Below are 24486 nucleotides of genomic sequence, written 5' to 3' on the forward strand. Positions count from 1 at the left end.
CCGAGAGTAGGAGGACGCCGATGGCAACCGACCGGCCCGCCGGGGTCCTCTTCGATGTCGACGGCACCCTGGTCGACACCACCTATCTGCACACCGTGAGCTGGTGGGAGGCGTTACGCCAGACCGATCAGCCGGTGCCGATGGCGGTGGTGCACCGCTCGATCGGGATGGGGTCGGACAAACTCCTGGACCACCTCCTCGGGCCGGAGCGGGACCGCGACGCCGACTCGAAGCTGCGCGACGCGCACGACACCCTCTACGCCGAGTACTGGGAACGGCTCACGCCACTACCCCGGGCCGCCGACCTGTTGCGGGCCTGCGCCGAGCGGGGGTTGCGGGTCGTGCTGGCCACCTCCGCCTCGGAACCCGAGGTGGGCGCGCTTCGTCGGGCGCTGGCCGCCGAAGACGTGATCGACACGGTCACCTCCTCAGAGGACGCCCAGCAGAGCAAGCCGGCACCGGACATCCTGGTCGCCGCGTTGGAGCAGTCCGGGTTGGCCGCCGAGCGGGTGGTCTTCGTCGGCGACTCGGTGTGGGACGTCGTCGCGGCCGGGAAGTTGAACATCCCGTGTGTGGGCCTCACCTGCGGTGGCACCAGTCGCGGCGAGCTCGCCGGCGCGGGTGCCGTAGCGGTGTACGACGACCCGGCCGCGCTGTTGCACGAGTTCGCGGACTCACCGCTCACCCGGCTCCGATGAGGATCATTCGGGTCCACCGGCGCCTACGCGCATAGCCGGACCCCTTGCGGGGCAAGGACTGTCACCACCTGCCCGCGCCTCGCGGGTGCGGGCAGAAGGGTGGTGCCGTGGAGCCGGTAGATGTGGCGTTCGCACTGGTGGGCCTGGGCGCCCTGCTCGCGGGCATCCTGCCGCGGGTGCTGGAGCGGCGCCCACTGTCCATGCCGATCGCCTTCCTCGCCCTCGGCATGCTGGTGTTCCTGCTGCCGGTCGGGCTGCCGTCACCGGACCCCCTGGCCCACCCGGAGCTGACCACCCACCTCACCGAGATCGGCGTGATCGTCGCGCTGATGGGCGCCGGGCTGAAGATCGACCGGCCGTTGAGCTGGCGGCGGTGGTCGTCCACCTGGCGGCTGCTGGCGATCGCGATGCCCCTGTGCATCGCGGCGGTGGCCCTGCTCGGCTGGTGGTGGGCGGGGCTGGTGCCGGCCGCCGCGCTGTTGTTGGGCGCCGCGCTGGCGCCCACCGACCCGGTGCTCGCCGCCGACGTGCAGGTCGGCGAACCGACCGACGCGGAGGATTCCGAGGACGAGGTCCGCTTCGCGCTGACCTCCGAGGCCGGCCTGAACGACGGGCTGGCGTTCCCGTTCGTCTACGCGGCCATCGCCATCGCCTCGACCAGCCTCGCCCCGAGCGACTGGTTGGCCGAGTGGTTCACAGTGGACGTGCTCTGGAAGATCAGCATCGGCGTCGGCGGTGGCCTGCTCATCGGCTGGCTGCTCGGCAAGCTGTTCTTCCGCGCTCCCAGTGAGCTGCGGTTGGCCCGCCACGCCGAGGGATTCCTGGCGCTGGCCGCCACGTTCCTGGCGTACGGGCTGGTGGAGGTGGTCGGCGGGTACGGCTTCCTGGCGGTGTTCGTTGCCGCACGGGCCATTCGGGCCGCCGAGCGGACCCACGAGTTCCACTCGGTGCTGCACGACTTCGCCGAGCAGGTCGAACGGCTGCTCACCCTGGTGCTGTTGCTGCTGCTCGGCGGCGCGATCGTGGGTGGTCTGCTGGGCCCGCTGACCTGGCCGGCGGCCGCCGTCGGGCTGGCGCTGGTGTTCCTGGTGCGGCCGCTGATCGGCTGGTTGTCGTTGCGCGGCGCTCCCGGACGGCCGGCCGAGCACTGGGTCATCTCGTTGTTCGGCATCCGCGGCGTCGGCTCGTTCTACTACCTCGCGTACGCCACGACCAAGGCCGACTTCCCGCAGGCCGAGCTGCTCTGGGCGACCGTCGGGCTGGTGGTGCTCGTCTCCGTCGTGGTGCACGGCGTCGCGGCGACCCCGGTCATGCAACTGCTGGACCGGGAGGGAGAGCGGACCTCCGACCCGGCCGAGCGGGACGCCGACGCTCGCCCCGTCGCGGCAGCCGGACACGCCTGATCGGGTGGGCTCCGGCCACCCGAACACCCCTGAGCAGTGGCTCAGGCCAGGCGGGCGGCCAGCGCACGGCCCAGGTCCCGGCCTGAGCGCCAGGCGCTCTGCACCCGGGGCTTGCCGAACGCGTCGCCGGCCAGGCCGATTCCGTCGGCGTCGAGGTGGTGGGTGGCGCCGCCGGCACCGCTGGTCGGCTTCGCGTACGTCCAGCGGTGCACGTGCACGTCGACGGCCTGCTCGGGCAGCCCGAGCAGGTCCCGGACGGCCTGCTCGATCGCCGGGCCGGCCCCGGTGGGTTGGGCCAGGTGCCCGGCCGCGAACTCCGGCACGGTGTGCGCGACCAGCACCGGCGCACCGTCACCGCGCCGGTCACCGTCGTCGCAGACGAGGTTGAGGACCGGATGCTCGTTGACGAACGCACCCCGGAAGTCCGGCCAGCGCCGGGTCGGGAAGCGCAGCACCGCGGCCATCGACGGCGACCAGCGTTGCGCCTGTACGACCCGGGTGGCGTCGGTCAGGGCCGGGTCGAGCAGCAGGGCGGCCTGCGGACCCGGCATGGCCAGGGCGACCGCCGCACACGGCTGCCCGTCGACGACCGGGCCGGGTTCCACGGTGAGCACCAGCCGGTCGACGGTCACCGGCACCTCGCCGGCCAGGTGCTCGACCAACGAGCGCAGCCCACGGGGGGCGGCGAAGCGCATCGGCCCGGGCACCTCGTGGTTGCCACTCCGGTCGTACGCCTGGAAGGTGTCGGTCCATTCGCGGACCAGCCCGGCGGCGCGCCACTGTTCGACCAGTGCGGCGAAGTCCGGGTCGGTGGCGGTGAAGTAGGCGGCGCCGATGTCCGCGGGCCGGCCCTGGAAGCGTTTGCTGGCCATCCGGCCACCGCAGACGTGCCCCCGCTCCCGAACCTGCACCGGCACCCCGGCCCGGGTCAGCTCGACCGCACAGGCCACCCCGGCGATGCCCGCCCCGACCACCACCACGCTCGACCGGTCCTCCGTCATCCGATGATCGTAGGTGGCGGAGTTCGGGCATGAACCACCGATGATCGGGGTACTGGCACACCTGTTCGAAAGAAAGGGTGATGATGATGACGGACCGCCGCACCGAGCAGGCCGACCAGAACGCCGCGATCAAGGACCCGGACGAGTGGGTCACCGGGGACGAGCCGCCGACCGCCGCCCAGGAGTCCTACCTGAGCACGCTGGCCCGGGAAGCCCACGCCGACCTCCCGGACGACCTGACCAAGGCCGAGGCGTCCAAGCGCATCGACGAGCTCCAAGCCGAAACGGGCCGAGGCCAGTAACCTCGCACCCCGCACCTCGACGCCGTTGCGTTGGGGCTGCGGCCGCCGGGCCAGCCCCGTGTTGGACAACGGGACCTGTGGTAGATCAACGGGTGTCGAGCGAGAGGCCCGCGCCGATCTTGCGGTTTCTGTTGTCGGCCTGGGCGGGTATGCCCCTTGTGTCGGGACAGAAAGTGCAAGATCGCGGAGCAGGGGCAGTCCGGTCCGCCGCACCCTCCACGCGATCTTGCACTTGCTGTCGCGACAAAAGCCGCGCAAGGCGCAGAACAACGACAGCAAGTGCAAGATCCGCAGGAGCAGGGGGCGAGGGGCGAGAGGGAGGACGACTGGGCGAGGGCCTGGTGAGGGCGATCAGGGGCGGGGCAGGGAGTGCAGCTTCACCTCGGTCAGGCTGCCCTCGTGCACCTCGGCGGTGAGGTAGGTGGCGTGGGGTTGGGAGCGGCGGTCGGTGGGTGAGCCGGGGTTGAGCAGGCGCAGCCCACCGGGTGCCTCGGTGTCCCAGGGGATGTGCGAATGCCCGAACACCAGCAGGTCGACGTCGGGAAAGCGGGCCGCGCACCGCTTCTCCCGGCCGGCCCGGGGCCCGGTCTCGTGCACCACAGCGACCCGCAGGCCGTCGAGCTCGACCCGGGCCACCTCCGGCAGCCGGGCGCGCAGCGCCGGGCCGTCGTTGTTGCCGTACACCCCGATCAGTTGGCGCGATCGCGCGGTCATGGCGTCGAGCAGGGCCTCGTCCACCCAGTCGCCGGCGTGCACCACCACGTCGGCCGCCTCGATGGCCGCCCAGAGGGGCCCGGGCAGGTCCCGGGCCCGCTTCGGTAGGTGGGTGTCCGCCGTGAGCACCAGCCGCATACCTGGCATTGTCCCCCGAGTCCCGGCCGCCCACCCGGGGGACGTGGGTGGACGGCCGGGTTCCGCCTCCGCCGCCCGGCCCCGTGCGTCATCGACGCTCGGGTACGGGTGCCGAGCCGGTCAGGGGGCGGTCACGGCAGGGTCCAGCGTTGCGCCCCGGTGCCGTTGCAGGTCCAGATCCGCAGTTGCCGACCGTCGGTGAGGTCCGAGTTGGGGATGTCCAGGCAACGTCCGGACTGGGGGTTGCGCAGGCTGCCGTCCGGCTGGGCGGCCCACTGCTGGGCAGCGGTGCCGTTGCAGTCGTAGAGCTGCACGAGGGTGCCGTCGGTGGTGCCGCTCGCCTTCACGTCCAGGCACTTGGCGAGCCCTCGCACCGTACCGTCGCCGGGCAGGGTCCAGCGCTGGGCGGCGGTGCCGTTGCAGGTCCAGGTCTGCACCTTGGTGCCGTTCGCGGTCTGGCTGGAGGCGATGTCCGCGCACTTGCCGAGGGCCTTGACCTCACCGGTGCGCGCCCCGCCGGTGCCGACACCTGGGCCGGTGAAGGTGTAGCTGTCCACGTCCAGCAACGCCCCGCTGCCGCCGGTGACGACCAGGTACAGGTCGTGGGTGCCGTCGTCTGGCGTGGTCACCGTGGCGCTCAGCTCGGTGTAGTTGTCCCAGCCGCCGGTGTTCGGCACCGCGATCCGGGCGACCTCGGTGCCGGTCGGTGAGTCGTACCGGAAGGAGATGGTGCCGCCGGGGCCGCCGGAGGAGACCCGGGCCCGGACGCCGGTGATCCCCTTGAGGCTCACCGCGTGGTGCCGGACGCTCTCGCCGTTCTGGACGTCACCCAGCCGCTTGCCACCCTCGGCCGCCGCCTGGTCGATCACCTTGGGGCCGTTGAGCTGGACGAAGTGCTCGGCCTGCCACTGTTTCGGGTAGAGGCTGATCTCCTGCTCACCGGTGAGGGCGGCCGAGCCGGTCGCGCCGCGATCGGTGTAGCTGCCCCGCAGGACGAAGAACAGCACCGAGTCGGGGCCGGCGTGCACCGGGCCGGTGTTGAAGGTCGCGCCGCAGCCGGTCCCCTCCCCCTCCTCGTGGGCGTGCTCCTGGTGGCCCAGCGCGGCCCGGACGACAACCGCCGAGCAGGCCGGCGTGCCGTCCTGCGGGTCGCTGGCCGTGGCACCCACCGCCAGGTCCTGTCCCCAGTCGAAGAGCCCGCCGGCGGGCAGGCCGGTCAACGTGACCGTCGGCCGGTTGTTGCCGACCACCACCGACACCACTGTGGTGGCGCTGCGGCCGGTGCCGTCGTTGACGGTCAGCCGGGCGCTGTAGCTGCCGTTGGCGGAGTACGTGAAGGACGGGTTCGCGGCGGTCGAGTCGGTGCTGCCGTTGTTGGTGAAGTCCCACGCGTACGTCAGCGGGTCGCCGTCCGGGTCCGAGCTGCCGGCGCTGGAGAAGGTCACCGAGAGGGGGGCCAGGCCGTTGTCCCGGTTGACGGTGGCCTTGGCTACCGGCGACCGGCCACCCTGGACGTAGTTGATTTTGTAGAGACCGGCGTCGACCGCGCCGGAGAAGTAGCCGCTGCCGTACTCCAGCAGGTAGAGCGAGCCGTCCGGGCCGAACTGCCAGTCGATCGGGTGGACGAGCTTCATGCCGGCGAGCACCGGCTCGATGACGGTCGGCGCCCCGTTGGACGGGTTGCCGTTGTCGAACTGGACCTCCTTGATCCAGTTGCGGCAGTACTCGGAGATCAGCCACTTGTTGTCGTAGTAGGCCGGCCACTTCACGTCCGAGACGAGGTTCGGGTCGTAGTGGTAGACCTCGACGTGGTTGGGCGACCCGCACCCACCCGGGTTGTCCAGCGCCGGCCAGTCCTCACTGCCGCCGTGCTGCTCCCAGACCAGCGCCGGTTTCGTCGGCGGAAGCTGCTGGACGCCCGTGTTGCGGGGTGAGTTGTTGACCGGGCCGGTCGAGCCGCCGCAGGGGAACCAGCCACGCGGTGTGGCGGTGGCGAAGTCCCAGTCGTTGTAGGCGACGTTGGGGCCGCCACAGTACGGCCAGCCGTAGTTGCCGGGCCCGTTGGCCCGGTTGAACTCGTCGTAGGCCGCCGGGCCACGGTTGGCGAGGTCGGTGCCGGCATCCGGGCCGACCTCGCCCCAGTAGAGGGTGTTGTCGGCCTTGCGGTCCACCCAGATCCGGTACGGGTTGCGCACGCCCATCACGTAGATCTCCGGGCGCGTTCGCGCGGTGCCGGCGGCGAAGAGGTTGCCGGCGGGGACGGTGTAGCTGCCGTGGTTCTCCGGGTGGATCCGGTTGATCTTGCCGCGCAGGTCGTTGGTGTTGCCCGAGGTGCGCTGGGCGTCGTACTGCGCGTTGCGGCTGGTCCGCTCGTCGATCGGGGCCATCCCGGCGGAGTCGCCGCCGGAGTTGGTGTTGTCGCCGACGGCGAAGTACAGGTTGCCGGCGGTGTCCCAGCTCATCGAGCCGGCCGAGTGGCAGCAGAGATCGCGTTCGGTGGGCCACTCGATCAGCACGTCCTCGCTGCCGGGGTCGAGCAGCAGCGTGGACGGGTTGAAGGTGAACCGACTGATCCGGTTGACCAACGGGGTGACCTTCGGCGAGTAGAAGAGGTAGACCCAGCGATTGCTCGCGAAGCCCGGGTGCAGGGTGATGCCGATCAGGCCGTCCTCGAAGCGGGCGTCCAGCGCCAGGGTCAGGGCCACAGTGGTGGACCTGGTCGCCGGGTTGTAGAGGCGGACCTGGCCACCGGCGCTGCTGGTGCCCCGGTTGATGTAGAAGACCTTGCCGTCGGGTGCGACGGCCAGTTCGATCGGTTCGCCCATGGAGAGGCCGCCGTCGAGGGCGACCTTCTCGAAACCGATGGTGGCGGGCGGGGCGAGGGCGGCGACCTGAGCCGGGGACGCGGCGGCCGGTAGAACGCTTGCCTGCGGAACGAGGCAGAGGGCGACCAGGACGGTGAGCACTGTGGTGGCACTGACGAGCCGTCGACGCAGAGTGCGGGACACGAGACCTCCAGCTGTCCGGGGGATCTCGGTGCCGCTCCCGCCGACTGGAGGAGCACCGCGGTGTTTCCCGGACATTAACGTCTTTCACTGGAAGACGATAGAACTTCGCGTCGTCGTATCGAAAGTTGTCAAGATTTACACGAAAGTACGGGCTCAGCGACGCGTCGGAGTGAAGTGCGCCGGGGGCATCCCGCAATCGCGCAACGTCGGGTCCTGCTCGACGTCGGTGAGCACACCGGCGGCATTGATGAGGCCGATGTGCGAGAACGCCTGCGGGAAGTTGCCCAACTGCTCCCCGGTCTGCTGGTCGATCTGCTCGGCGAACAGGCCCAGGTCGTTGACCCGACCAGCCAGATCGCGAAACAACTCGTGCGCCCGGTCCCGCTCGCCGGCCAACGCCAGGCAACTCACCAGCCAGAACGAACAGATGACGAAGCCCGCCGGGTCGCCGTCCCAGCGCCGCAGCAGGCCGTCGTGCGACAGTCGCCGCTCCACCGCGCGGACCGTCGAGCGCATCCGCGGGTCATCGGCCCGCAGAAACCCCACCAGCGGCATCACCAGCACCGACGCGTCCAGCTCGTCGGAATCGAAAATCCCGGTGTACGACTGGAGCCGGTCGCTCCACCCCCGCTCAAGGATCGCCGCGCGCACCTCGTCCCTGGCCGCCGTCCAGCGAGCCAGGTCCTGCGGCCCGCCGAGCTGGTCGCCGAAGCGGACCGCCCGGTCCAGCGCCACCCAGCACTCCACCTTCGAGGACACGTGGTGGTGCTGCACTCCACGCTCCTCCCACATCCCCGCGTCCGGCTGTTTCCAGTCCTGCTCGGCCTGATCGGCGAGCACCCGGAGCAGGTGATAGACGTCCGGGTCGAACGGTTCCAGCTGGTCACGCATCAGCCAGGCGGCGTCCATGGCCGCGCCGTAGATGTCGTTCTGCCGCTGCCGCCACGCGTCGTTGCCGGTCACCACCGGCGGGCTGTCGCGGTAACCGCCGAGCTGGTCCAGCCGATGCTCGGTGAGGTCCCGCTCCCCCAGCACCCCGTACATGATGGGCACCGGCTGATCACCGATTCGGCCCATCGCCCGGCCCAACCAGGCGAACTGCCGCCGCACCTCGTCGAAGCACGCCGACCGCCACAGCGCCCGCAGGGTGTGGCTGAAGTCGCGCACCCAGACGTAGCGGTAGTCGTAGTTGCGGTCCCCGCCGAGCTTCTCCGGCAGCGAGGTGGTCACCGAGGCCACCACCGCGCCGCTGGGCCGGTACGTCATGCCCTGCACCACCAGCCCGCTGCGCCGCACCTCCTCGGCGTAGAGACCCTGGTAGTCGTGGTCGGCGGCCCAGGACCGCCAGCCGGCGACGGTGTCGGCGATCGTCTGGTCGGCGTCCGGTACCTCCGGCAGTGGGGCGTCGTAGGTCGGGGCGTACCCGAGACTGAAGTTGTGGGTCGTGCCGGCGCGGACGGTGAACGTGGCCGCGGCATCGCCATCGTCGCCGCACGCCAACCGCACGCTGCTGCGGAAGGTGAGCCGCGCGGCCCCGGCGATGGCCTCGAGCATGTCCTCACGCTCGACCAGGTAGGCGATGGTGCGCCCGTACTCGAAGCGCGGACGGTAGTGCACCCGCATCGGCACCGCACCGGAGAGTCCCTGCACGCTACGGACCAGCACCTGCGGTGGGTGCATCCCGATGTCGTGACCTCGCGAGCCTGGCTCGAAGGCGAGCGCGTCGGTGAGCGCGACCTCCCCCTGCGCGGTGCGGAAGACGGTCCGCAACACCAGGGTGTCCTCCAGGTAGCTCCGTTCGACAGTGAAATCGACCTCCGGTCGGATCGACCAGTGACCCGCGCCGTCGTCGAGCAGCCGCCCGAACACCGACGGGGCGTCGAACCGGCCAGGGCACCACCAGTTCACCGAGCCCGAGGCGTCCACCAGCGCCGCGGTGCGGCCGTCGGCGAGGAACCCGTAGTCGCTGATCTGTCCGCTCTCCACCTGACTGCCTACCCGGGCAGTCCGCGCCCATTCCCTTCCTGTCCGACGGTGGAGACCGCGTTACCGGGCGGCCTGGACGGGAACGCGGCGAGCTGACGAGGGAGGATGCTCATGACGTCAGCTTCGGGGCCGACCGCCGCCTGGCGGTCCGGCACACAGGGTGGCGACCTGCTTCCATCCGGGCCGGCCGGCCGCCTGTCGACACCAGCCGGGGACGGCCACGGGCCGGAGGGCGGTCCGCCGACCGTGACGATCGGCTCGTACCCGGACTATCCGACCGCGCAGCGGGTTGTCGACTACCTGGCCGACAATCGCTTTCCGGTGGAGCACAGCGCCATCGTCGGCACCAACCTCACCCTGGTGGAGACGGTGCTCGGGCGAATGACCACCGGTCGAGCCGGCCTGCTCGGCGCCGGTACCGGCGCCTGGTTCGGGCTCTTCATCGGCCTGTTGTTCGGCATCTTCACCGTCGGCAACTGGCTGGCGGTGATCCTGGTCGGGCTGGTCATCGGTGCGATCTGGGGTGCCGTGTTCGGCGCGGTCGCGCACGCCATGACGGGCGGCCAGCGCGACTTCACCTCGGCCAGCTCACTGCGCGCCGGCCAGTACGCGGTGACCGTCGACGCAAAACTGGCCGACCAGGCGCGACAGCTGCTCGGTCGGATGCAGATGTCCGGCTCGGCGGCGAACGCCCGCTGAGCGACGATCGACCGGCCGTCCCGGCAACACGCCGGGGCGGCCGTTCAGTCGTGGTAGGCCAGCTCGCCGGCCCGCAGCGGCACGTCGACCCGGTTCTCCGGTGGTGCCAGCGGGCAGGCCCAACGGTCGTCGTAGGCGCAGCTCGGGTTGTAGAGGTAGTTGGCGTCCAGCCGGACCCGGTCGCCGGGCAGCAGCTCGACGCCCCGACCGAAGGTGCCCTTCACCGTGTCGGTGAGGTACCGACCTCCGCCGTAGCTCTCCCGCCCGCAGGTGCCGTCGCGCAGCGGAACGAACAGCCCGCCCCCGTACGCCTCGATCCACCACAGGGTCAGCGGCCCCCACGGCGTCTCGGCCACCGCGACCCGCCGGTACGCGACCACCCCGTCCGGGCCACCGGTGTCGATGCGCAGCTCACCGCTGGCCGATCGCAGGGGTGCCTCCACCACGGCCTCGGGGTTGGGCGGGAAGTAGCGCACCCCGGCGAAGTCGGGCCGCTCCGCCACGGGGATCGGGCTCTGCGGGTGGGTGGCGAAGAGTTCGTCGCGACCGGCGCGGAAGCCGGCCAGGTCGACGTCGGACAGGTACAGCCGGGCCACCCGCTCCCGCCAGTCGGCCAACTCCAGATCATCCACGCCACCGAGCCTATGCCGTGGCTCTGCGGCAGCTCAGCGCGACGGCCAGTTGGTGAGGACGGCGTCGAGGGCGTCCAGGGTGCGCGACCAGGAGTCGTCGGTGGGGCGCGGGGTGTGCCGGAAGCCGCCGGTCTTCTCCAGGCTCACGAACCCGTGGAACGTGCTGTGCATCATCCGCACCGCGTCGGTCTGGTCGGGCTCGGAAAGCCGGTAGCCGCGCAGGATCGCCCGGGTCATCTCGGCGTGCCGGACGCCCGCGCTCGCGACGGCGGTCTCCGGGTCGAGGTCGATCTGCATGGCGGCGTAGCGGCCGGGGTGCTCTCGCGCGTAGTCGCGGTACGCGTTGGCGAACGCCACCAGCGCGTCCTTGCCGGCCCGGCCGGCGAGCGCGGCGGCGACGCGGTCGGCCAGCTCCGCCAGTGCCAGCAGGGCGATCCGGACCCGCAGTTCCTGCGCGTTCTTGAGGTGGAAGTACAGGCTGGCGTCCTTGACCCCGAACTGGCGTGCGAGCGCCGCAACCGTGACGTTCTCCACGCCCAGCTGGTCGGCCAACTCGGCAGCGGCCAGCGTCAGGCGCTCGACGGTCACCCCAGCACGTGCCATGCAGCACACTCCAAACCTAGCCGTAATATTCTCTTGCCTAGAAGGGCTAGGCTACTACCTATGTTGGTCCTGACCGAATCCGTCATCCGCGCGTCCTTCGTCAATTGCAGCAAGGGCGAGGCGAAGCGGCTGGCCGTACCGAATGATCTTGATATGCGCCCCTGGGACGACCTCGACTTTCTCGGCTGGCGGGATCCCTCCGCGCCGCAGCGGGCCTACCTGGTGGCCGAGACCGACGGCAGGCTGACCGGGGTGGTGCTGCGCGCCGCGACGCACCAGATGGGGCGCGTGCGGCACAGCATGTGCTCGTTCTGCCTGACCACCCACCTCGGCGGTGGCGTCTCGTTGATGACCGCACCCAAGGCCGGTCCGAGCGGACGGCAGGGCGACTCCGTGGGCACGTACCTGTGCTCCGACCTGGCCTGCTCGCTGTACCTGCGGGGGAAAAAGCACGCCGGGCCCCCCGCGCCCGAGCCGCTGCCCCTGCCGGAGCGGATCGACCGGGTCAGGACCGCTCTCGCGACATTCCTCGGCAAGGTCACCGAGTGATGGTTCGAGGCGACCGGGCGCGGCCGGGGCCAGAGCGGGTTCGGACCCCGGCCGGCTAGCGGTCGGTGGCCAGGCGGGCGTGCAGGTGCTCGTCGTAGCGGCGGCCGTCGCCGTACCGGTACGACTCGCGCAGCGTCCCCTCGGCCGGGTAGCCAGCACGGTCGGCGACCCGGCAGGACGCCGGGTTGGCCACCGCGTGACACAGCTCCACCCGGTGCAGCCCAAGATCCGCGAACGCCCAGTCGGTGAGCCGGACGACGGCGCGGACCGCCACCTGACGGCCCCGTGCTGCGGGCACCGTCCAGTAGCCGATGGACGCGTCGCCGTCGTGGATGCGGTGCAGCGACACCGAGCCCAGCAGTTCGCCGTCGGCCGCCGCGGTGACCGCCATCGAGGCGTGACCGCCGGTGGACCAGTCGGCCCGGCGACGCACCCAGAGCAGCGCGACCTCGTCGTCGATCGGGCCGCCAGCCTGCGGGTTCCACTGGGCGATCGCCGGGTCCCGGAGGGCGTCGCGCACTGCCGGGGCGTCCTCGTCCCGCCAGGGGCGCAGCAACAGGTCGGCGGCGGAGAGTTCCACGTGTTCCACGAGGCCGGAGTCTGGCACAACCTGCGGCCTACACGCCGCTGGATTAGCGCGGACTTCCTTCAAAGCTGCACGATCCGGCGGCCAGCGCGTGAGGAAGTGACCCAGACGACGCCTAACGGCATTACTTAAATTTTGAAGGAGTGCTACCGTCATGGCATGACCGAGAGCCTGGACAGCACCCGAGAGGCCGCCTGGCGCGCCTACATCGAGGCCAGCCAGCGTCTCTACACCCAGTTGGAAGAGGACCTGCGGGTCGACAGCGACCTCAGCTTCGCCGACTACCACGTGCTGGTCCTGCTCTCCGAGGCACCCGGGCAGCGGCTACGGATGGGCGAGCTGGCCAACCGGTTGATCTTCTCGCCCAGCCGCCTCACCTACCAGGTCTCCTCCATGCAGCGTCGTGGGCTGGTCAGCAAGGAGCCCTGCCCGGACGACCGGCGCGGCAGCGAGGCGGTGCTCACCGCCGCCGGGCTGCTCGCCCTGCGGGAAGCCGCACCCCACCATCTGGCGTCGGTGCGTACCCATCTCATGGACGACCTCGACGATGCCGAGGTCGCCTGCCTCACCAGGGTCTTCGACCGGCTCGGCGAGCGCCTGCGGGCATCGCGGGTCAGCTCGACCACCCCCGCCACACGCTAGGAGCCTCGACATGCCCGCGATCACCGTCGACAACGTTCTCGTCCTGCCCCGCCTGCCCCGCCTCGACGAGGCCGCCACGATCCGCCCGGTCCGCACGGTGACCACGGCGCCCAGCGGCTTCGAGGGTGAGGGCTTCCCGGTCCGTCGCGCCTTCGCCGGGGTGTCGACCACCGACCTGGACCCGTTCATCCATCTGGACCAGATGGGCGAGGTCGACTACGCGCCGGGCGAGCCCAAGGGCACCCCGTGGCACCCGCACCGCGGCTTCGAGACCGTCACGTACATCATCGACGGCGTCTTCGACCACCAGGACTCCAACGGCGGTGGCGGCACCATCACCGACGGCGACACCCAGTGGATGACGGCGGGCAGCGGCCTGCTGCACATCGAGGCGCCGCCGGAGCACCTGGTGATGAGCGGCGGGCTCTTCCACGGCACCCAGCTGTGGGTCAACCTGCCCCGCTCGGCCAAGATGAACCCGCCCCGCTACCAGGACATCCGAGGTCGGGAGTCGGCGCTGCTCACCACGCCCGACGGCGGCGCGCTGATCCGGGTCATCGCCGGCGAGGTCGCCGGTCACCGCGGCCCGGGTTCGACCTTCACCCCGATCACCATCACGCACGTCACCGTGCAGCCGGGCGCGCAGGTCGACCTGCCCTGGCGGCCCGACTTCAACGCCCTGGTGTACGTGCTGGGCGGTCGCGGCACGGTCGGCACCGACCGGCGGCCGGTACGTACCGGCCAGCTCGCGGTGCACGGCCCGGGTGACGCCCTGCGGTTCAGCGCCGACACCGCTCAGGACAGCAACACCCCGGCACTGGACCTCTACATCATGGGTGGTCAGCCGATCCGGGAGCCGGTGGCACAGTACGGCCCGTTCGTGATGAACACCCGGGACGAACTGCTCAAGGCGTTCGAGGACTTCCAGGCCGGCCGTCTCGGCGTGATCCCCACCGAGCGGCTTCCGCACACCGGCGGCCAGGGCACCCGGCCCTGACCACGGTCGACCGCTGAGTTCGGCGCCGACGCCTCCGGTTCACCCGGGGGCGTCGGCGCCGCCTCAGGAGACCGCAAATATCCCGGCGACGCCCAGAATCACCATCACCAACACCGCTACCAGCGCACCCCGTTCGCTCTCCACCGCCGGCTCGCGGTTCTCGGTCACGGGATTCGTCGTGTCGCGGGGCATGATGTGGCCTCCTCGGCTGTTGTCGCGTCGCTTCCGATGGCGTTGGCCAGGTCACCGGTCCGGGGCCTGGCGTGCGGACCCGCGTCGGGGGTCCTACCGTGAGGACGTTGCCGACCTCCAGGGGGGCTGGACGGTGCCGTTGCAGGACTGGTTTCTGACCGCTGAGGAACGTGCCAACCCGGTGTCTGGCATACCCGTATGGACCACGGGAAACCTCGCCGAGCCGTTGATTCACGGTGCCGCGTACTTCGACCGACTGGTAGACGAGGTCGAGGCCCTGGGCCCCGGCGACCACCTGTTCTTCACCGACTGGCGCGGTGACCCGGACCAGCGGCTGCGCACGGACGGTCCGACAGTGGCCCAACTCTTCGCGCAGGCCGCGCAGCGCGGTGTGGTGGTCAAGGGGTTGATCTGGCGCTCGCACCTCGACGTCCTGGCGTACAGCGAGGCGGAGAACCGCGACCTCAGCGAGACGATCTCGGCCGCTGGTGGCGAGGTGCTGCTGGACCAACGGGTCCGGCGCGGCGGCTCGCACCATCAGAAGCTCGTCGTGCTGCGGCACCAGGGCGCGCCCGAGCGGGACGTCGCCTTCGCCGGCGGGATCGACCTGTGCCACAGCCGCCGCGACGACGCCACCCACCACGGCGACCCGCAGCCGGTGGAGATGTCCCCCCGGTACGGACCCAATCCGCCCTGGCACGACGTGCAGCTCGCGGTGCGCGGTCCGGTGGTCGGCGCGTTGGACACCCTGTTCCGGGAACGCTGGAACGACCCGATGCCGCTGGACTCGGAGAACCCGATGGCCTACCTGCGGGACCGGCTGCGCGGCTCGGACCTGCGCCCCGACCCGCTGCCCGAACAGCCGGCCGATCCGCCGCCCTGCGGTCCGCACCAGATCCAGGTGCTGCGCACCTACCCCGCCGTACGCCCGCGCTACTCGTTCGCACCGGACGGGGAGCGGACCGTGGCCCGGGGTTACACCAAGGCGGTACGCCGGGCCCGCCGACTGATCTACCTGGAGGATCAGTACCTCTGGTCGGCCGAGGTCGCGGACCTGTTCGCGCACGCGCTGCGGGACAACCCGGACCTGCACCTGATCGCCGTCGTCCCCCGCCACCCGGACGTGGACGGCAGGCTGGCGTTGCCGCCGAACATGGTCGGGCGCGAGCAGGCGCTGTCACTGTGTGAGCGGGCCGCACCGGACCGGGTGCACGTGTTCGACGTGGAGAACCACGCCGGCGACCCGGTCTACGTACACGCGAAGGTCTGCGTGGTCGACGACGTCTGGGCCAGCGTGGGCAGCGACAACTTCAACCGGCGGTCCTGGACGCACGACAGCGAGTTGTCCTGCGCGGTGCTCGACGACACCCCGGACCAGCGGGAGCCCACCGACCCCGCCGGGCGGGGCGACGGCGCGCGGAGCTTCGCCCGGGACCTGCGACTGCGGCTGTGGCGCGAGCACCTGGACCGCGACCCGGACGGCGCCGACGACGCCGACCTGCTGGACCCGGCAGACGCCGTCGCGGCCGTCACGACCGCCGCCGACGCGCTACAGCAGTGGTACGACGACGGCCAGGTGGGGGAACGGCCGCCCGGGCGGCTGCGCCCGCACCGCCCCGAACGGCTTCCGTGGTACACCCGGGCCTGGGCGCTGCCGGTGTACCGGCTGGTCTACGACCCGGACGGCAGGCCGCTGCGGGCGAGACTGGCCGGCACCTGGTGAAGCGGTCGGGCCGGCTCCGGGGCGGCGACCGCGTGCACGTTCAGCCCGCCCGGGTAGGCGAACGACGAGCGCGGTGAGTAGTAGCCGAAGCCGATGGTCAGCGGGTTGGCCGGGCGCAGCGCGTACATCGAGTGGCCGGGCTGGAGGAACTCCACCGACTCGATCTCGAACGGGGCGACCGGCTCGGCGACGAACGGGTAGGCCGAGCTGAGCAGCTGGCCGTCGCGCCGGGTGAAGTAGCGGTGGTGCCCACTGCTGATCGCGTGACCGGTCTCCCCCACCCGACACCGGGCCCGGATCAACGGCGTGCCGTCGATCTCCGTCTCGGAGAGCAGGTCCTCGCCGTTGACGTCGATCCGGGTGCGCCCGGCGAGCACCGGAGCGCCGCGGGCGAGGGCGTACTCACGGACCCGCCGGCTGGAGGCCACGTAGTGGGTCCACCAGCCACCCGCGTTGAGGCCGCCGGGCGCGTCGACGCCGAGGAGCGAGACGCCGAGGTACGTCAGCGAGTACGCGCCGAAGCCGGAGGTCTGCGTCTCGTCGTCGACGACGTACTGGTTGAGGAAGACCTGCCGGTCGGGGCGGGGGCGGAGCCCCGGCGGGACCAGCGCGGCGACCGCGTCGGGATCCGCCGGCAGCCAGCTGAAGTAGAGGGTGCGACTGTTCACGACAAGCTGGGGAGCGGCTGGATCGAGCACGGTGCCTCCGAACCGGGTGTGTACACGCGACGCTAGGCCGGTCCCGCCGGTGGGACAAGGACGGATAGTCGACACTCCTGGCGAGTTGTCGGATTTCCTGTTGACCGGTCGGCGCGACCCGTGGGCCGCCCGGCCGGACCGACCGACCGGCCGAGCGCGCAGCCGGCCCACGGCCGGAACACGGGTAAGGATCCTCACAGCCACCCTGACTTCCGCACCTTTTGCCCCTTTTATGGTTCAACACACCTTAAGTACATCAACCTTTCGGCTAGATTTCCGGGAGACGATCAGGTTAAGGTGACTCCCGAACGGCCCATTGGAAGCTAAACCAAAGCGTCACGTCTTTTTGTCCGCGGACGAGGTGCAGGGAGGACCACCCATGACCGCGCCAACGATCACCGAGCAGCCGAGCTCCGCCGTCAAGGCCACCACCAAGCTCGACCCGCGCGCACTCACCGACAGCGCCGCCGACCTGCTCAACGCAATGGCGGCACTGCCCACCAACCACCCGTCGCGCGCTGCGCTGCGGGACCGGGCGATCGAGGCCTGGCTGCCGCTCGCCAACCACCTGGCCCACCGCTACAGCGGGCGAGGCGAGCCGAACGACGACCTGGCGCAGACCGCCGCGATCGGCCTGATCAAGGCCATCGACAAGTTCGACCCCGAGCGCGGTGTCGACTTCGCCGGTTACGCGATCCCCACCATCATCGGCGAGCTCAAGCGACACTTCCGCGACCGCACCTGGGACATCCGCGTGCCCCGCCGGCTCCAGGAGCTGCGGCTGGCCATCTCCGACGCCAACAGCTCGCTCCTGCAGACCCTCGGCCGCTCGCCGACGGTCGCCGACATCGCCGCGCACCTCAAGCTCACCGAGGAAGAGGTGCTGGAGGGCCTGGAGGGCGCCCGCGCGTACAACGCGGTGTCGCTGTCCACCCCGACCGGCGACGGCGAGCGCGCCACCGAGCTGGGCGACATGCTCGGCGGCGAGGACAGCGAGTTCGAGCTGGCTGAGCTGCGGGTCGCCCTCGGCCCGGCGCTGGCCACCCTCGACGAGCGCGAGCAGAAGATCCTCACGCTGCGCTTCTACGGCAACCTGACCCAGTCGCAGATCGCCGACCAGATCGGTGTCTCGCAGATGCACGTCTCGCGGCTGTTGACCCGCGCGCTGACCAAGCTGCGCGGCCAGCTCGACGGCACGTACTGACCGGTTGACGCACGGAGGGCCGGGTCCATGGACCCGGCCCTCCGCTCTGTCTGTGCTGCCCGTGTTGTCACGTGAGCGTTACAGTGCGACCACAGACCGTGCTGGTCGCGTCGACCGACCGGCTCAGTGCCCCACCGGCTCACGCCACATCGGCCAGAACGGCGTTCCGTCGGGCACCCGGAACGGCTCGCCGGCCAGGTAGCCGTGCTTCGCGTACAGGTCCCGGCTGCGCGGGCTGCTCGCCTCCAGGTACGCCGGCATCCCGTTGGCGTCCAGCCAGGCGTGGTGGTGGCGCATCAGCGCGCTCCCCAAGCCCTGCCCCTGCCGGTCGGGCCGGGTCGCCAGGAACGCGAGGTGATGGTGATCCGGATGCGGGTGGTGCGCCGCGAACAGTTCGTCGAGGTGCTGGAACCGGTCGGTCCATTCGCCGCAGGCGGCGGCCAGTCGGGCGTCGTAGTCCGCCGGCGGCGGCGCCGGCTGGCCGACCGACGGAAACCAGACCGCGACCGAGGTCCGGTCCGCGGTGGCGTGGACGATGCCGTGCCGCATCGCGTGCCCGACCAGGATCTCGAAGTCTCCGGCCAGTACCGCCTCCCGCTTGCTCGGGTCGGGGACCAGCCAGTACGTCACCTCCAGAACGGTGAACGCCTCGGCGATCCGACCCGCCACGAGGGTGGTCTCCTCCGGCCCGAGTTGCTCGATGACCACGCTCATCGGGTCACCTCCACGGCCGGAGCCTCCGGCTTGACGGTGGCCGCGGCGCTCGCCGCCCCCAGGCCGATCCGGGCGTACGTGTCCGGGCGGTTGCTGCGCAGCAGCAGGGCCCAGCCGATGCCCAGCAGGGCGGCCACCGGGTACGCGGCGGGCAGCGCCCAGCGCAGCGTCGAGTCCGGCGCGACGCCGAGCAGGTTGGCGAAGTTCGACACGGCCAACCAGATGATCACGAAGAGCGCGATGGTGGCCAGGCCGGGCGCGATGGCCCGTCGCCAGAGGTTCTCGCCCCCGGCGGAGCGGGCGAAGTAGGCGATCACCGCCACCGAGGTGGTGGCGATCAGCAGTAGGACACCGAAGCCGCCGGTGGTGCCGACCCAGAAGAAGAGCTGGACCACCGGATCCCAGCCGTTGACCGCGTACAGCAGGATGACCAGCAGTCCGAGGACGCTCTGCGCCACCGAGGCGGCCCGCGGCGCCCCGGTGCGGGCCGAGGTCTGCCCGAACACCGCCGGCAGCACCCGCTCCCGACCGAGCGCGAAGGTGTAGCGGGCCGTGGTGTTGTGGAACGAGATCATCGCGGCGAGCACCGAGGTCAGGAAGAGCACCTGCCCGATGGTGACCGCGGTGTCGCCGAGGTGCGCGGCGGCCAGGTTGAAGATGAGCCCGACGCTCTGCTCGCCGGCCTCGGCGACGATCTGGTCCTGCCCGACCGCGACGGTCATGGTCCAGGACGACAGCGCGTACAGCCCGGCGATGATCGCGACCGAGAGGTAGGTGGCCAGCGGCACCGTCCGCTTCGGGTCCTTGCTCTCCTCGCTGAAGACCACCGCCGACTCGAAGCCGACGAAGCCGAGGACGGCGAGCACCAGCACCGCGCCGACACCCGGCACGAAGAGGTTGTCCGGCGAGAACGGGGCGAAGCTGACCCCACCCTCGGCCGGGTTGCCGAGCTGTCCCAGGTCGAAGACGAGGACCACCACGATCTCGGCGACCAGCAACGCGGCCAGGACCATGCCGTTGAGGTCGACCCGGAGCAGGCCGAGCAGGCCGACCAACGCCCACGCCACCAGGGCCACGACGGCCCAGTGCGGGTGCCCGCCGAAGAGCCGGTCGAGCACCGGCTCGGCCGCCACGCCGATGGTGCCGTACAGCCCGACCTGCAAAGCGTTGTACGCGATCAGCGCGACCCAGGCGGCGCCCACGCCGGCAGGTCGGCCGAGGCCACGGGAGACGTAGGCGTAGAAGGCGCCGGCGTTCTCCACCCGGCGGGACATCGCCACGTAGCCCACCGAGAAGAGCGCGAGCACCGCGGCGATCAGCAGGAAGGCCAGCGGGATGCCGGTCACCCCGATGACGCCGTACCCGGTGGTGACGACACCGGCCACCACGGTCAGCGGCGCGGCGGCGGAGAGAACGAAGAAGATCACCGAGGGGATGCCGAGACGGCCTCGGGCCAGGGCTTCGGAGACGTTGCTGGGTCGGTCGACTGTCGATGTCGGGGGCATACGACTACTCCGATTGTCTTGGGGAGGGTTGGGGGTTACCGGGGGTCAGGGGATGCCGCGCAGCACGGCGGCGCCGACGGCGGCCTCGGTGTGCGCGACGAGTTCCTTGAGTGGTGCCGGCAGCGCGGGGATGAGGACGTTCAACCGGTGGTGCGCTCGGGGGCCGGCGCTCCACAGCACCTCGCGGGTCAGCCCCGCGGCCACGACAAGGCCGAGCAGCAGGGCGTCCGGCACGCCCGGCGGATCCGGCCGGTCCAGCAGGGCCCGTAGCCGGGTGGCCGGCCAGGCCACCGCGTTGAGGTCGATCGGCAGGTAACTGACCGTGGTACGCAGCAGCCGGCGACTCTCCTGGCGGCGCAGCACCCCGGCGCGGGCCAACCGCTCCCCCACCGAGGTCGTGGCGCTCTGCGCCAGGAAGCTCAGCCAGGTGCGCAGCTCCCGGTGCTGGGACTCACCGACCAACTGGTCCAGCACGGTGTGCGCCAGGGCATCGGCCGGCGGACGCCGGTCGATGACGGAGATCTGCCCGGCCGTGACGGTGATGTGTCCATAAAGGATCAGCTCGCCGAGGAGCCCGCCGGCCAGCCCGAGCCCGGTCGCCGCCGGGTGCAGTTTGGCCTTGCCGCGACTGTCGTTGTGTGCGATCAGGAAGAACTCGTCGGCGATGAGCAACGGCCCTCCCGCACAGATGTGTCCACAGTGATCGCGACCGGGAAAGAATGCACCGACAGCTACTGCAACGCAACTCCCAGATTTGAAAGTTGCACTCCGTGCATATGCGACCTGCGGATCTTGTCGTGGCAGACTCGGACGGTGACCGCCACTCCCGCCATCCGACCCGCCGCCAGCCCGACCGTGCGGCGACGCCGCATCGCCCGGGAACTCCGCCAACTGCGGGAACGCGCGGGCATGACCCTCGATGTGGCCGCCCGTCAGCTCGACATGTCGAAGAGCAACCTCTCCCGGATCGAGACCGCACAGATCGGCATCAAACCGCGCGATGTCCGGGCCGCTCTCGCGCTGTACCAGGTGACCGGTTCGGATGCCGAGGCGCTGATCGAGATCGCCCGGGGGGCACAGCAGCGCGGCTGGTGGCAGAACTACAGCGACGTACTCCCCGAGTGGTTCGAGTTCTACGTCGGGCTGGAGGCCGAGGCGGCGGCGCTGCGCACGTACGAGGCCGAGTCTGTGCCCGGGCTGCTGCAGACCGAGGCGTACGCCCGGGAGATCTTCCGGCGTACCGCCGGCGAGGACGGCCTGGAGCGCAAGGTCGCCGCCCGACTGCGCCGGCAGGAGGTGCTGCGCCGTGAGGACCCGGTCGATCTGTCAGTGATCCTCAACGAGGCGGTGCTCCTGCGCCCGGTCGGCGGCGCCGCGGTGATGGCCGAACAACTGGTCCACATGAGCCGGATCGCGCAACTACCCAACGTGACGATTCAAGTACTTCCATTCGCGGCTGGCGGGCATCCGGCCATGAGCACCCCGTACGTGATCCTCAACTTCGCCGACGCCGCCGACGCGTCCGTGGTTTACCTGGATAACCTCACGATGGGACTGGCTCTGGAGGAAGCCGATCATGTGCTCGGGTATAGCCTTCTGCACGAGGAGCTGTGCCGGATGGCGCTCGATCCGACGGCGTCGTTGACCCGTCTTGAGCATGCTTCTCGTAACTTTGCGTGACCGCTTCTGCGGCACGCCGACGCAGACGAGAGGTACCGCGGATGACGGCGTACGACCTGACCCGAGCGGACTGGCGCACCAGCACGCGCAGCAGCGGCAACGGCAACTGCGTGGAGGTCGCGACAGTCGACGGTCAGGTCGCCGTCCGGGACAGCAAGGACCGCTCCGGCCCGGTGCTCGCCTTCGGTGCGGCAGCCTGGCGGTCCTTCGTGCTCGGCGTCGGCGAGGTCCGTCGCTCCTGACGCACCCGTCCCGGTGCGAGACTGGGCCGTGCTCTCCGACGTAACCCTTGACCTGCCGGTCCGTCCGGTGCTGCCAGCGCTGGTCGCCGCACTCGACGCGGCCGGCGCCGGTGTGCTGGTGGCCCCGCCGGGCACCGGCAAGACCACCCTCGCGCCGCTGGCCGTGGCCGACCGGGTGACCGGTCGGGTGGTGATCGCCCAACCCCGCCGGGTGGCGGCCCGTGCCGCTGCCCGACGCATGGCCGAGCTGCTCGGCGAGCGGGTCGGTGAGCGGGTCGGCTACGCGGTACGCGGCGAGCGCCGGGTCGGCCCGGCCACCCGGATCGAGGTGGTCACCACCGGTCTGCTGGTCCGCCGGCTGCACCACGACCCGGAGCTTCCCGGCACGGGTGCCGTGCTGCTCGACGAGTGCCACGAACGTCAACTCGACGCCGACCTCGCGCTGGCCTTCACCGTGGAGGCGCGCGCCACCCTCCGGCCGGATCTGTGGCTGCTGGCGATGTCGGCGACCCCTGACACCGACCGGTTCGCCGCGCTGCTGGGTGGGCCCACCCCGGCCCCGGTGGTACGGGCCGACTCGGCGTTGCACCCGGTAGAGCGGATCTGGGTGCCCCCGGCGCGCCCGATCGCCCCGCCCGGGGCCGGGCCGGTGGACCGGGCCCTGCTCGACCACGTGGCCGCCACCGTCCGGCGGGCGCTGCGCGAGCACGACGGCGACGTGCTCGTCTTCCTGCCCGGGGCCGGCGAGATCGCGGCGGTCACCGGCAGGCTGGCCGACCTGCGAGACGCGGTCGCGCTGCTGCCGCTGCACGGCCGTCAACGCGGTGCCGAGCAGGACGCCGCACTGCGTCGCGCGGACCGACGGCGGGTGGTGCTGGCCACCGCGCTGGCCGAGACCAGTCTGACCGTCCCGGGTGTGCGGATCGTGGTGGACGCCGGGCTGTCCCGGGTGCCCCGGATCGACCTGGCCCGCGGGCTGGGCGCGCTGGTCACCGTGCCGGTCTCCCGCGCCGCCGCCACCCAGCGGGCCGGCCGGGCCGGCCGGGAGGCCCCCGGGTACGTCTACCGCTGCTGGTCGGCGGCGACCCACGAGCGGCTGCCCGCCCGCGCCGAGCCGGAGATCGCCACCGCCGACCTGACCGGCTTCGCGTTGGAGCTGGCCGCCTGGGGCCGACCGGACGGCGTCGGGCTCGCGTTGCCCGACGCGCCGCCGGCCGCCGCGATGACGGTGGCCCGGGACACCCTGGAGACCCTGGGCGCGGTCGACATCGACGGTCGGATCACGGCGCGGGGGCGGTCGATCGCCGCCGCCGGGGCACACCCACGGCTGGCCCGGGCGCTGCTCGACGGTGCCGGCCGGGTCGGCGCCGACCGGGCCGCCGAGGTGGTCGCCCTGCTCGCCGAGGAGAGCGCGGCCGGCCCCGGTGACGATCTGGTGGCCGGTTGGCGTCGGCTGCGCACCGGCGTGGACGCGGGCGCGACCGCCCGTTGGCGCACCGAGGTACGCCGGCTGCGGGCCGCGCTGCCTGCCGGTGCCCCGAAGGGCCGCGCCGACGCCACCAGCCGCACCGGCTCGGGTGGACTGAGCGACGATCTCGCCGCCGGGCTGCTCGTCGGTCTGGCGTACCCGGAACGGTTGGCACGGGTGCGGCGGCCGGGCGGTTCGGCGTACCTGATGACCGGCGGGACCGCCGCGGAGCTTGCGGCCGGCTCAGGGCTGGCCGGGTCCGACTGGCTGGCGGTGGCGGTCGCGGACCGCACCCCCGGCGCGCCGTCGGCCCGCATCCGCCGGGCCTCCCCGGTGGACGAGGCGACGGCCCGGGAGGCGGCCGGCCCGTTGCTACGCACGGGCCGCGAGGTCGGCTGGTCCGACGGGGACGTGGTGGCCCGGGAGGTGACCCGGCTGGGCGCGATCGAGCTGGTCCAACGGCGGCTGGACCGGCCGGACCGGACGGAGGTGGCCGCAGCGCTGCTGACCGGCCTGCGCCAGGACGGGCTGGGGCTGTTGCCCTGGACGCCGGCGGCTCGGGCGCTGCGCGAGCGGCTCGCGTTCCTCCGGCACCACCTGGGCGAGCCGTGGCCGGAGGTCGACGACGACTCGTTGCTCGACGCCGCGCCGAGCTGGCTGGGCCCGGAGCTGGCCGCCGCGCGACGCCGGGCCGACCTGGCGCGAGTGGACGTGCCGTCGGCGCTGCGTCGGCTGCTGCCCTGGGCGCAGGCCGCCCGCCTCGACGGGCTGGCCCCGGAGCGGATCGAGGTGCCGAGTGGTTCTCGGATCCGGCTGGACTACGGCGACCCGGCCGCGCCAGTGCTCGCCGTGAAGCTCCAGGAGACGTTCGGCTGGCCGGCGGCCCCCCGCATCGCCGACGGTCGGGTGCCGGTGCTGCTGCACCTGCTCTCCCCCGCCGGCCGCCCGGTGGCGGTCACCGCCGACCTGGCGTCGTTCTGGCGTACCGGCTATCCGCAGGTCCGCTCCGAGCTGCGCGGGCGCTATCCCCGGCACCCGTGGCCGGAGGATCCGGGAACGGCGACACCCACCCGGCACGCCACACCACGTCGGCGCTGAGCGC

General features: G+C 71.7%; 24 protein-coding genes. 12 read left to right on the forward strand and 12 right to left on the reverse strand.

The window, feature by feature from the left end; translation table 11 throughout:
* Positions 1-20 precede the first annotated feature (20 nt).
* Together ACFYP0_RS17905 and ACFYP0_RS17910 are read left to right on the forward strand one after the other, a co-directional pair.
* The gene (locus ACFYP0_RS17905; protein WP_124861243.1) at positions 21-698 is read left to right on the forward strand and encodes an HAD family hydrolase; all 678 of its coding nucleotides are present in this window, start codon (positions 21-23) and stop codon (positions 696-698) included.
* A gap of 107 nt (positions 699-805) precedes the next feature.
* Positions 806-2101: a cation:proton antiporter domain-containing protein gene (locus ACFYP0_RS17910; RefSeq protein ID WP_124861241.1), complete on the forward strand. Its 1296-nt coding sequence runs from the start codon at positions 806-808 to the stop codon at positions 2099-2101.
* A gap of 41 nt (positions 2102-2142) precedes the next feature.
* Here the strand turns inward: ACFYP0_RS17910 and ACFYP0_RS17915 are convergent, their stop codons facing one another.
* Positions 2143-3081 (reverse strand): NAD(P)/FAD-dependent oxidoreductase, encoded by a 939-nt coding sequence (locus ACFYP0_RS17915; RefSeq protein WP_386996895.1) that lies wholly within the window; start codon positions 3079-3081, stop codon positions 2143-2145.
* 104 nt (positions 3082-3185) lie between these two features.
* On the opposite strand from ACFYP0_RS17915, the gene ACFYP0_RS17920 reads away from it, so the two are divergent.
* Entirely contained in the window at positions 3186-3404 is a 219-nt protein-coding gene (locus ACFYP0_RS17920; protein WP_091402204.1) for a DUF3072 domain-containing protein, read from the forward strand.
* Between the two features lie 351 nt (positions 3405-3755).
* Here ACFYP0_RS17920 and ACFYP0_RS17925 read toward each other — a convergent pair whose 3' ends face one another.
* From ACFYP0_RS17925 to ACFYP0_RS17935, 3 genes are all read right to left on the reverse strand, one after another.
* Positions 3756-4256: a metallophosphoesterase family protein gene (locus ACFYP0_RS17925; RefSeq protein WP_356980518.1), complete on the reverse strand. Its 501-nt coding sequence runs from the start codon at positions 4254-4256 to the stop codon at positions 3756-3758.
* A gap of 131 nt (positions 4257-4387) precedes the next feature.
* Positions 4388-7264 carry a ricin-type beta-trefoil lectin domain protein gene (locus ACFYP0_RS17930; protein WP_356980516.1) on the reverse strand — a complete coding sequence of 959 codons (2877 nt, stop codon included), beginning with the start codon at positions 7262-7264 and terminating at the stop codon, positions 4388-4390.
* Between the two features lie 153 nt (positions 7265-7417).
* Entirely contained in the window at positions 7418-9250 is a 1833-nt protein-coding gene (locus tag ACFYP0_RS17935) for a glycoside hydrolase family 15 protein (RefSeq protein ID WP_356980514.1), read from the reverse strand.
* A gap of 111 nt (positions 9251-9361) precedes the next feature.
* Between ACFYP0_RS17935 and ACFYP0_RS17940 the strand changes: the two genes are divergently transcribed.
* Complete coding sequence (locus ACFYP0_RS17940; protein ID WP_124860157.1) at positions 9362-9949, forward strand: general stress protein; 588 nt, start codon at positions 9362-9364, stop codon at positions 9947-9949.
* 44 nt (positions 9950-9993) lie between these two features.
* On the opposite strand, the gene ACFYP0_RS17945 is transcribed toward ACFYP0_RS17940, so the two are convergent.
* Positions 9994-10581 carry a DUF1684 domain-containing protein gene (locus ACFYP0_RS17945; RefSeq protein WP_356980512.1) on the reverse strand — a complete coding sequence of 196 codons (588 nt, stop codon included), beginning with the start codon at positions 10579-10581 and terminating at the stop codon, positions 9994-9996.
* Positions 10582-10614: 33 nt separating this feature from the next.
* A complete protein-coding gene (locus ACFYP0_RS17950) occupies positions 10615-11184 on the reverse strand; it encodes a TetR/AcrR family transcriptional regulator (protein ID WP_356980510.1) in 570 nt (189 codons plus the stop codon).
* Between the two features lie 60 nt (positions 11185-11244).
* Here ACFYP0_RS17950 and ACFYP0_RS17955 point away from each other — a divergent pair, with 60 nt between their 5' ends.
* Positions 11245-11733, forward strand: a complete 489-nt coding sequence (locus ACFYP0_RS17955; protein WP_356980508.1) for an FBP domain-containing protein — start codon at positions 11245-11247, stop codon at positions 11731-11733.
* A 55-nt stretch (positions 11734-11788) separates the two neighbouring features.
* Here ACFYP0_RS17955 and ACFYP0_RS17960 read toward each other — a convergent pair whose 3' ends face one another.
* On the reverse strand, positions 11789-12322 hold the full coding sequence (locus ACFYP0_RS17960) for a GNAT family N-acetyltransferase (protein ID WP_356980506.1): 534 nt from the start codon (positions 12320-12322) through the stop codon (positions 11789-11791).
* A 156-nt stretch (positions 12323-12478) separates the two neighbouring features.
* Between ACFYP0_RS17960 and ACFYP0_RS17965 the strand changes: the two genes are divergently transcribed.
* Together ACFYP0_RS17965 and ACFYP0_RS17970 are read left to right on the forward strand one after the other, a co-directional pair.
* On the forward strand, positions 12479-12961 hold the full coding sequence (locus tag ACFYP0_RS17965) for a MarR family winged helix-turn-helix transcriptional regulator (protein ID WP_356980504.1): 483 nt from the start codon (positions 12479-12481) through the stop codon (positions 12959-12961).
* Between the two features lie 10 nt (positions 12962-12971).
* On the forward strand, positions 12972-13958 hold the full coding sequence (locus ACFYP0_RS17970; RefSeq protein WP_112583430.1) for a pirin family protein: 987 nt from the start codon (positions 12972-12974) through the stop codon (positions 13956-13958).
* Positions 13959-14021: 63 nt separating this feature from the next.
* Here ACFYP0_RS17970 and ACFYP0_RS17975 read toward each other — a convergent pair whose 3' ends face one another.
* Positions 14022-14150: a hypothetical protein gene (locus tag ACFYP0_RS17975; protein ID WP_256441970.1), complete on the reverse strand. Its 129-nt coding sequence runs from the start codon at positions 14148-14150 to the stop codon at positions 14022-14024.
* Positions 14151-14283: 133 nt separating this feature from the next.
* On the opposite strand from ACFYP0_RS17975, the gene ACFYP0_RS17980 reads away from it, so the two are divergent.
* The gene (locus tag ACFYP0_RS17980; RefSeq protein WP_356980502.1) at positions 14284-15873 is read left to right on the forward strand and encodes a phospholipase D family protein; all 1590 of its coding nucleotides are present in this window, start codon (positions 14284-14286) and stop codon (positions 15871-15873) included.
* Here the strand turns inward: ACFYP0_RS17980 and ACFYP0_RS17985 are convergent.
* On the reverse strand, positions 15822-16541 hold the full coding sequence (locus ACFYP0_RS17985; protein WP_355501872.1) for a hypothetical protein: 720 nt from the start codon (positions 16539-16541) through the stop codon (positions 15822-15824). The genes ACFYP0_RS17980 and ACFYP0_RS17985 overlap by 52 nt on opposite strands.
* 409 nt (positions 16542-16950) lie before the next feature.
* Here ACFYP0_RS17985 and ACFYP0_RS17990 point away from each other — a divergent pair, with 409 nt between their 5' ends.
* Positions 16951-17775, forward strand: a complete 825-nt coding sequence (locus tag ACFYP0_RS17990) for a SigB/SigF/SigG family RNA polymerase sigma factor (RefSeq protein WP_124860175.1) — start codon at positions 16951-16953, stop codon at positions 17773-17775.
* Between the two features lie 123 nt (positions 17776-17898).
* Here the strand turns inward: ACFYP0_RS17990 and ACFYP0_RS17995 are convergent, their stop codons facing one another.
* From ACFYP0_RS17995 to ACFYP0_RS18005, 3 genes are read right to left on the reverse strand one after another with little or no spacing between them, the layout of a single operon-like run.
* A complete protein-coding gene (locus tag ACFYP0_RS17995) occupies positions 17899-18489 on the reverse strand; it encodes a GNAT family N-acetyltransferase (RefSeq protein WP_355501417.1) in 591 nt (196 codons plus the stop codon).
* The gene (locus ACFYP0_RS18000) at positions 18486-19994 is read right to left on the reverse strand and encodes an APC family permease (protein WP_355501415.1); all 1509 of its coding nucleotides are present in this window, start codon (positions 19992-19994) and stop codon (positions 18486-18488) included. The genes ACFYP0_RS17995 and ACFYP0_RS18000 overlap by 4 nt, the downstream gene beginning before the upstream one ends.
* Positions 19995-20039: 45 nt before the next feature.
* Positions 20040-20666: a GOLPH3/VPS74 family protein gene (locus tag ACFYP0_RS18005; RefSeq protein ID WP_355501412.1), complete on the reverse strand. Its 627-nt coding sequence runs from the start codon at positions 20664-20666 to the stop codon at positions 20040-20042.
* Positions 20667-20849: 183 nt separating this feature from the next.
* Here ACFYP0_RS18005 and ACFYP0_RS18010 point away from each other — a divergent pair, with 183 nt between their 5' ends.
* Genes ACFYP0_RS18010 through hrpB form a run of 3 tightly spaced genes read left to right on the forward strand, consistent with a single transcriptional unit; the run spans position 20850 to position 24482 of the window.
* Complete coding sequence (locus ACFYP0_RS18010) at positions 20850-21674, forward strand: helix-turn-helix domain-containing protein (protein WP_279635848.1); 825 nt, start codon at positions 20850-20852, stop codon at positions 21672-21674.
* 41 nt (positions 21675-21715) lie between these two features.
* Positions 21716-21916 carry a DUF397 domain-containing protein gene (locus ACFYP0_RS18015; RefSeq protein WP_355501409.1) on the forward strand — a complete coding sequence of 67 codons (201 nt, stop codon included), beginning with the start codon at positions 21716-21718 and terminating at the stop codon, positions 21914-21916.
* 28 nt (positions 21917-21944) lie between these two features.
* Positions 21945-24482, forward strand: coding sequence for an ATP-dependent helicase HrpB (gene hrpB / locus ACFYP0_RS18020; RefSeq protein WP_356980985.1), 2538 nt, complete (start codon positions 21945-21947; stop codon positions 24480-24482).
* Positions 24483-24486: the final 4 nt, after the last annotated feature.

This window comes from Micromonospora arida, assembly GCF_042873195.1.
In the GTDB taxonomy this organism is placed as follows: domain Bacteria; phylum Actinomycetota; class Actinomycetes; order Mycobacteriales; family Micromonosporaceae; genus Micromonospora; species Micromonospora arida.

Bases quoted from the DNA above. Each gene is read 5' to 3' on its own strand.
- ACFYP0_RS17905 (WP_124861243.1), top strand. From the start codon at position 21: ATGGCAACCGACCGGCCCGCCGGGGTCCTCTTCGATGTCGACGGCACC.
- ACFYP0_RS17920 (WP_091402204.1), top strand. From the start codon at position 3,186: ATGATGACGGACCGCCGCACCGAGCAGGCCGACCAGAACGCCGCGATC.
- ACFYP0_RS17925 (WP_356980518.1), bottom strand. From the start codon at position 4,256: ATGCGGCTGGTGCTCACGGCGGACACCCACCTACCGAAGCGGGCCCGG.
- ACFYP0_RS17940 (WP_124860157.1), top strand. From the start codon at position 9,362: ATGACGTCAGCTTCGGGGCCGACCGCCGCCTGGCGGTCCGGCACACAG.
- ACFYP0_RS17950 (WP_356980510.1), bottom strand. From the start codon at position 11,184: ATGGCACGTGCTGGGGTGACCGTCGAGCGCCTGACGCTGGCCGCTGCC.
- ACFYP0_RS17955 (WP_356980508.1), top strand. From the start codon at position 11,245: ATGTTGGTCCTGACCGAATCCGTCATCCGCGCGTCCTTCGTCAATTGC.
- ACFYP0_RS17965 (WP_356980504.1), top strand. From the start codon at position 12,479: ATGACCGAGAGCCTGGACAGCACCCGAGAGGCCGCCTGGCGCGCCTAC.
- ACFYP0_RS17970 (WP_112583430.1), top strand. From the start codon at position 12,972: ATGCCCGCGATCACCGTCGACAACGTTCTCGTCCTGCCCCGCCTGCCC.
- ACFYP0_RS17975 (WP_256441970.1), bottom strand. From the start codon at position 14,150: ATGCCCCGCGACACGACGAATCCCGTGACCGAGAACCGCGAGCCGGCG.
- ACFYP0_RS17990 (WP_124860175.1), top strand. From the start codon at position 16,951: ATGACCGCGCCAACGATCACCGAGCAGCCGAGCTCCGCCGTCAAGGCC.
- ACFYP0_RS17995 (WP_355501417.1), bottom strand. From the start codon at position 18,489: ATGAGCGTGGTCATCGAGCAACTCGGGCCGGAGGAGACCACCCTCGTG.
- ACFYP0_RS18000 (WP_355501415.1), bottom strand. From the start codon at position 19,994: ATGCCCCCGACATCGACAGTCGACCGACCCAGCAACGTCTCCGAAGCC.
- ACFYP0_RS18015 (WP_355501409.1), top strand. From the start codon at position 21,716: ATGACGGCGTACGACCTGACCCGAGCGGACTGGCGCACCAGCACGCGC.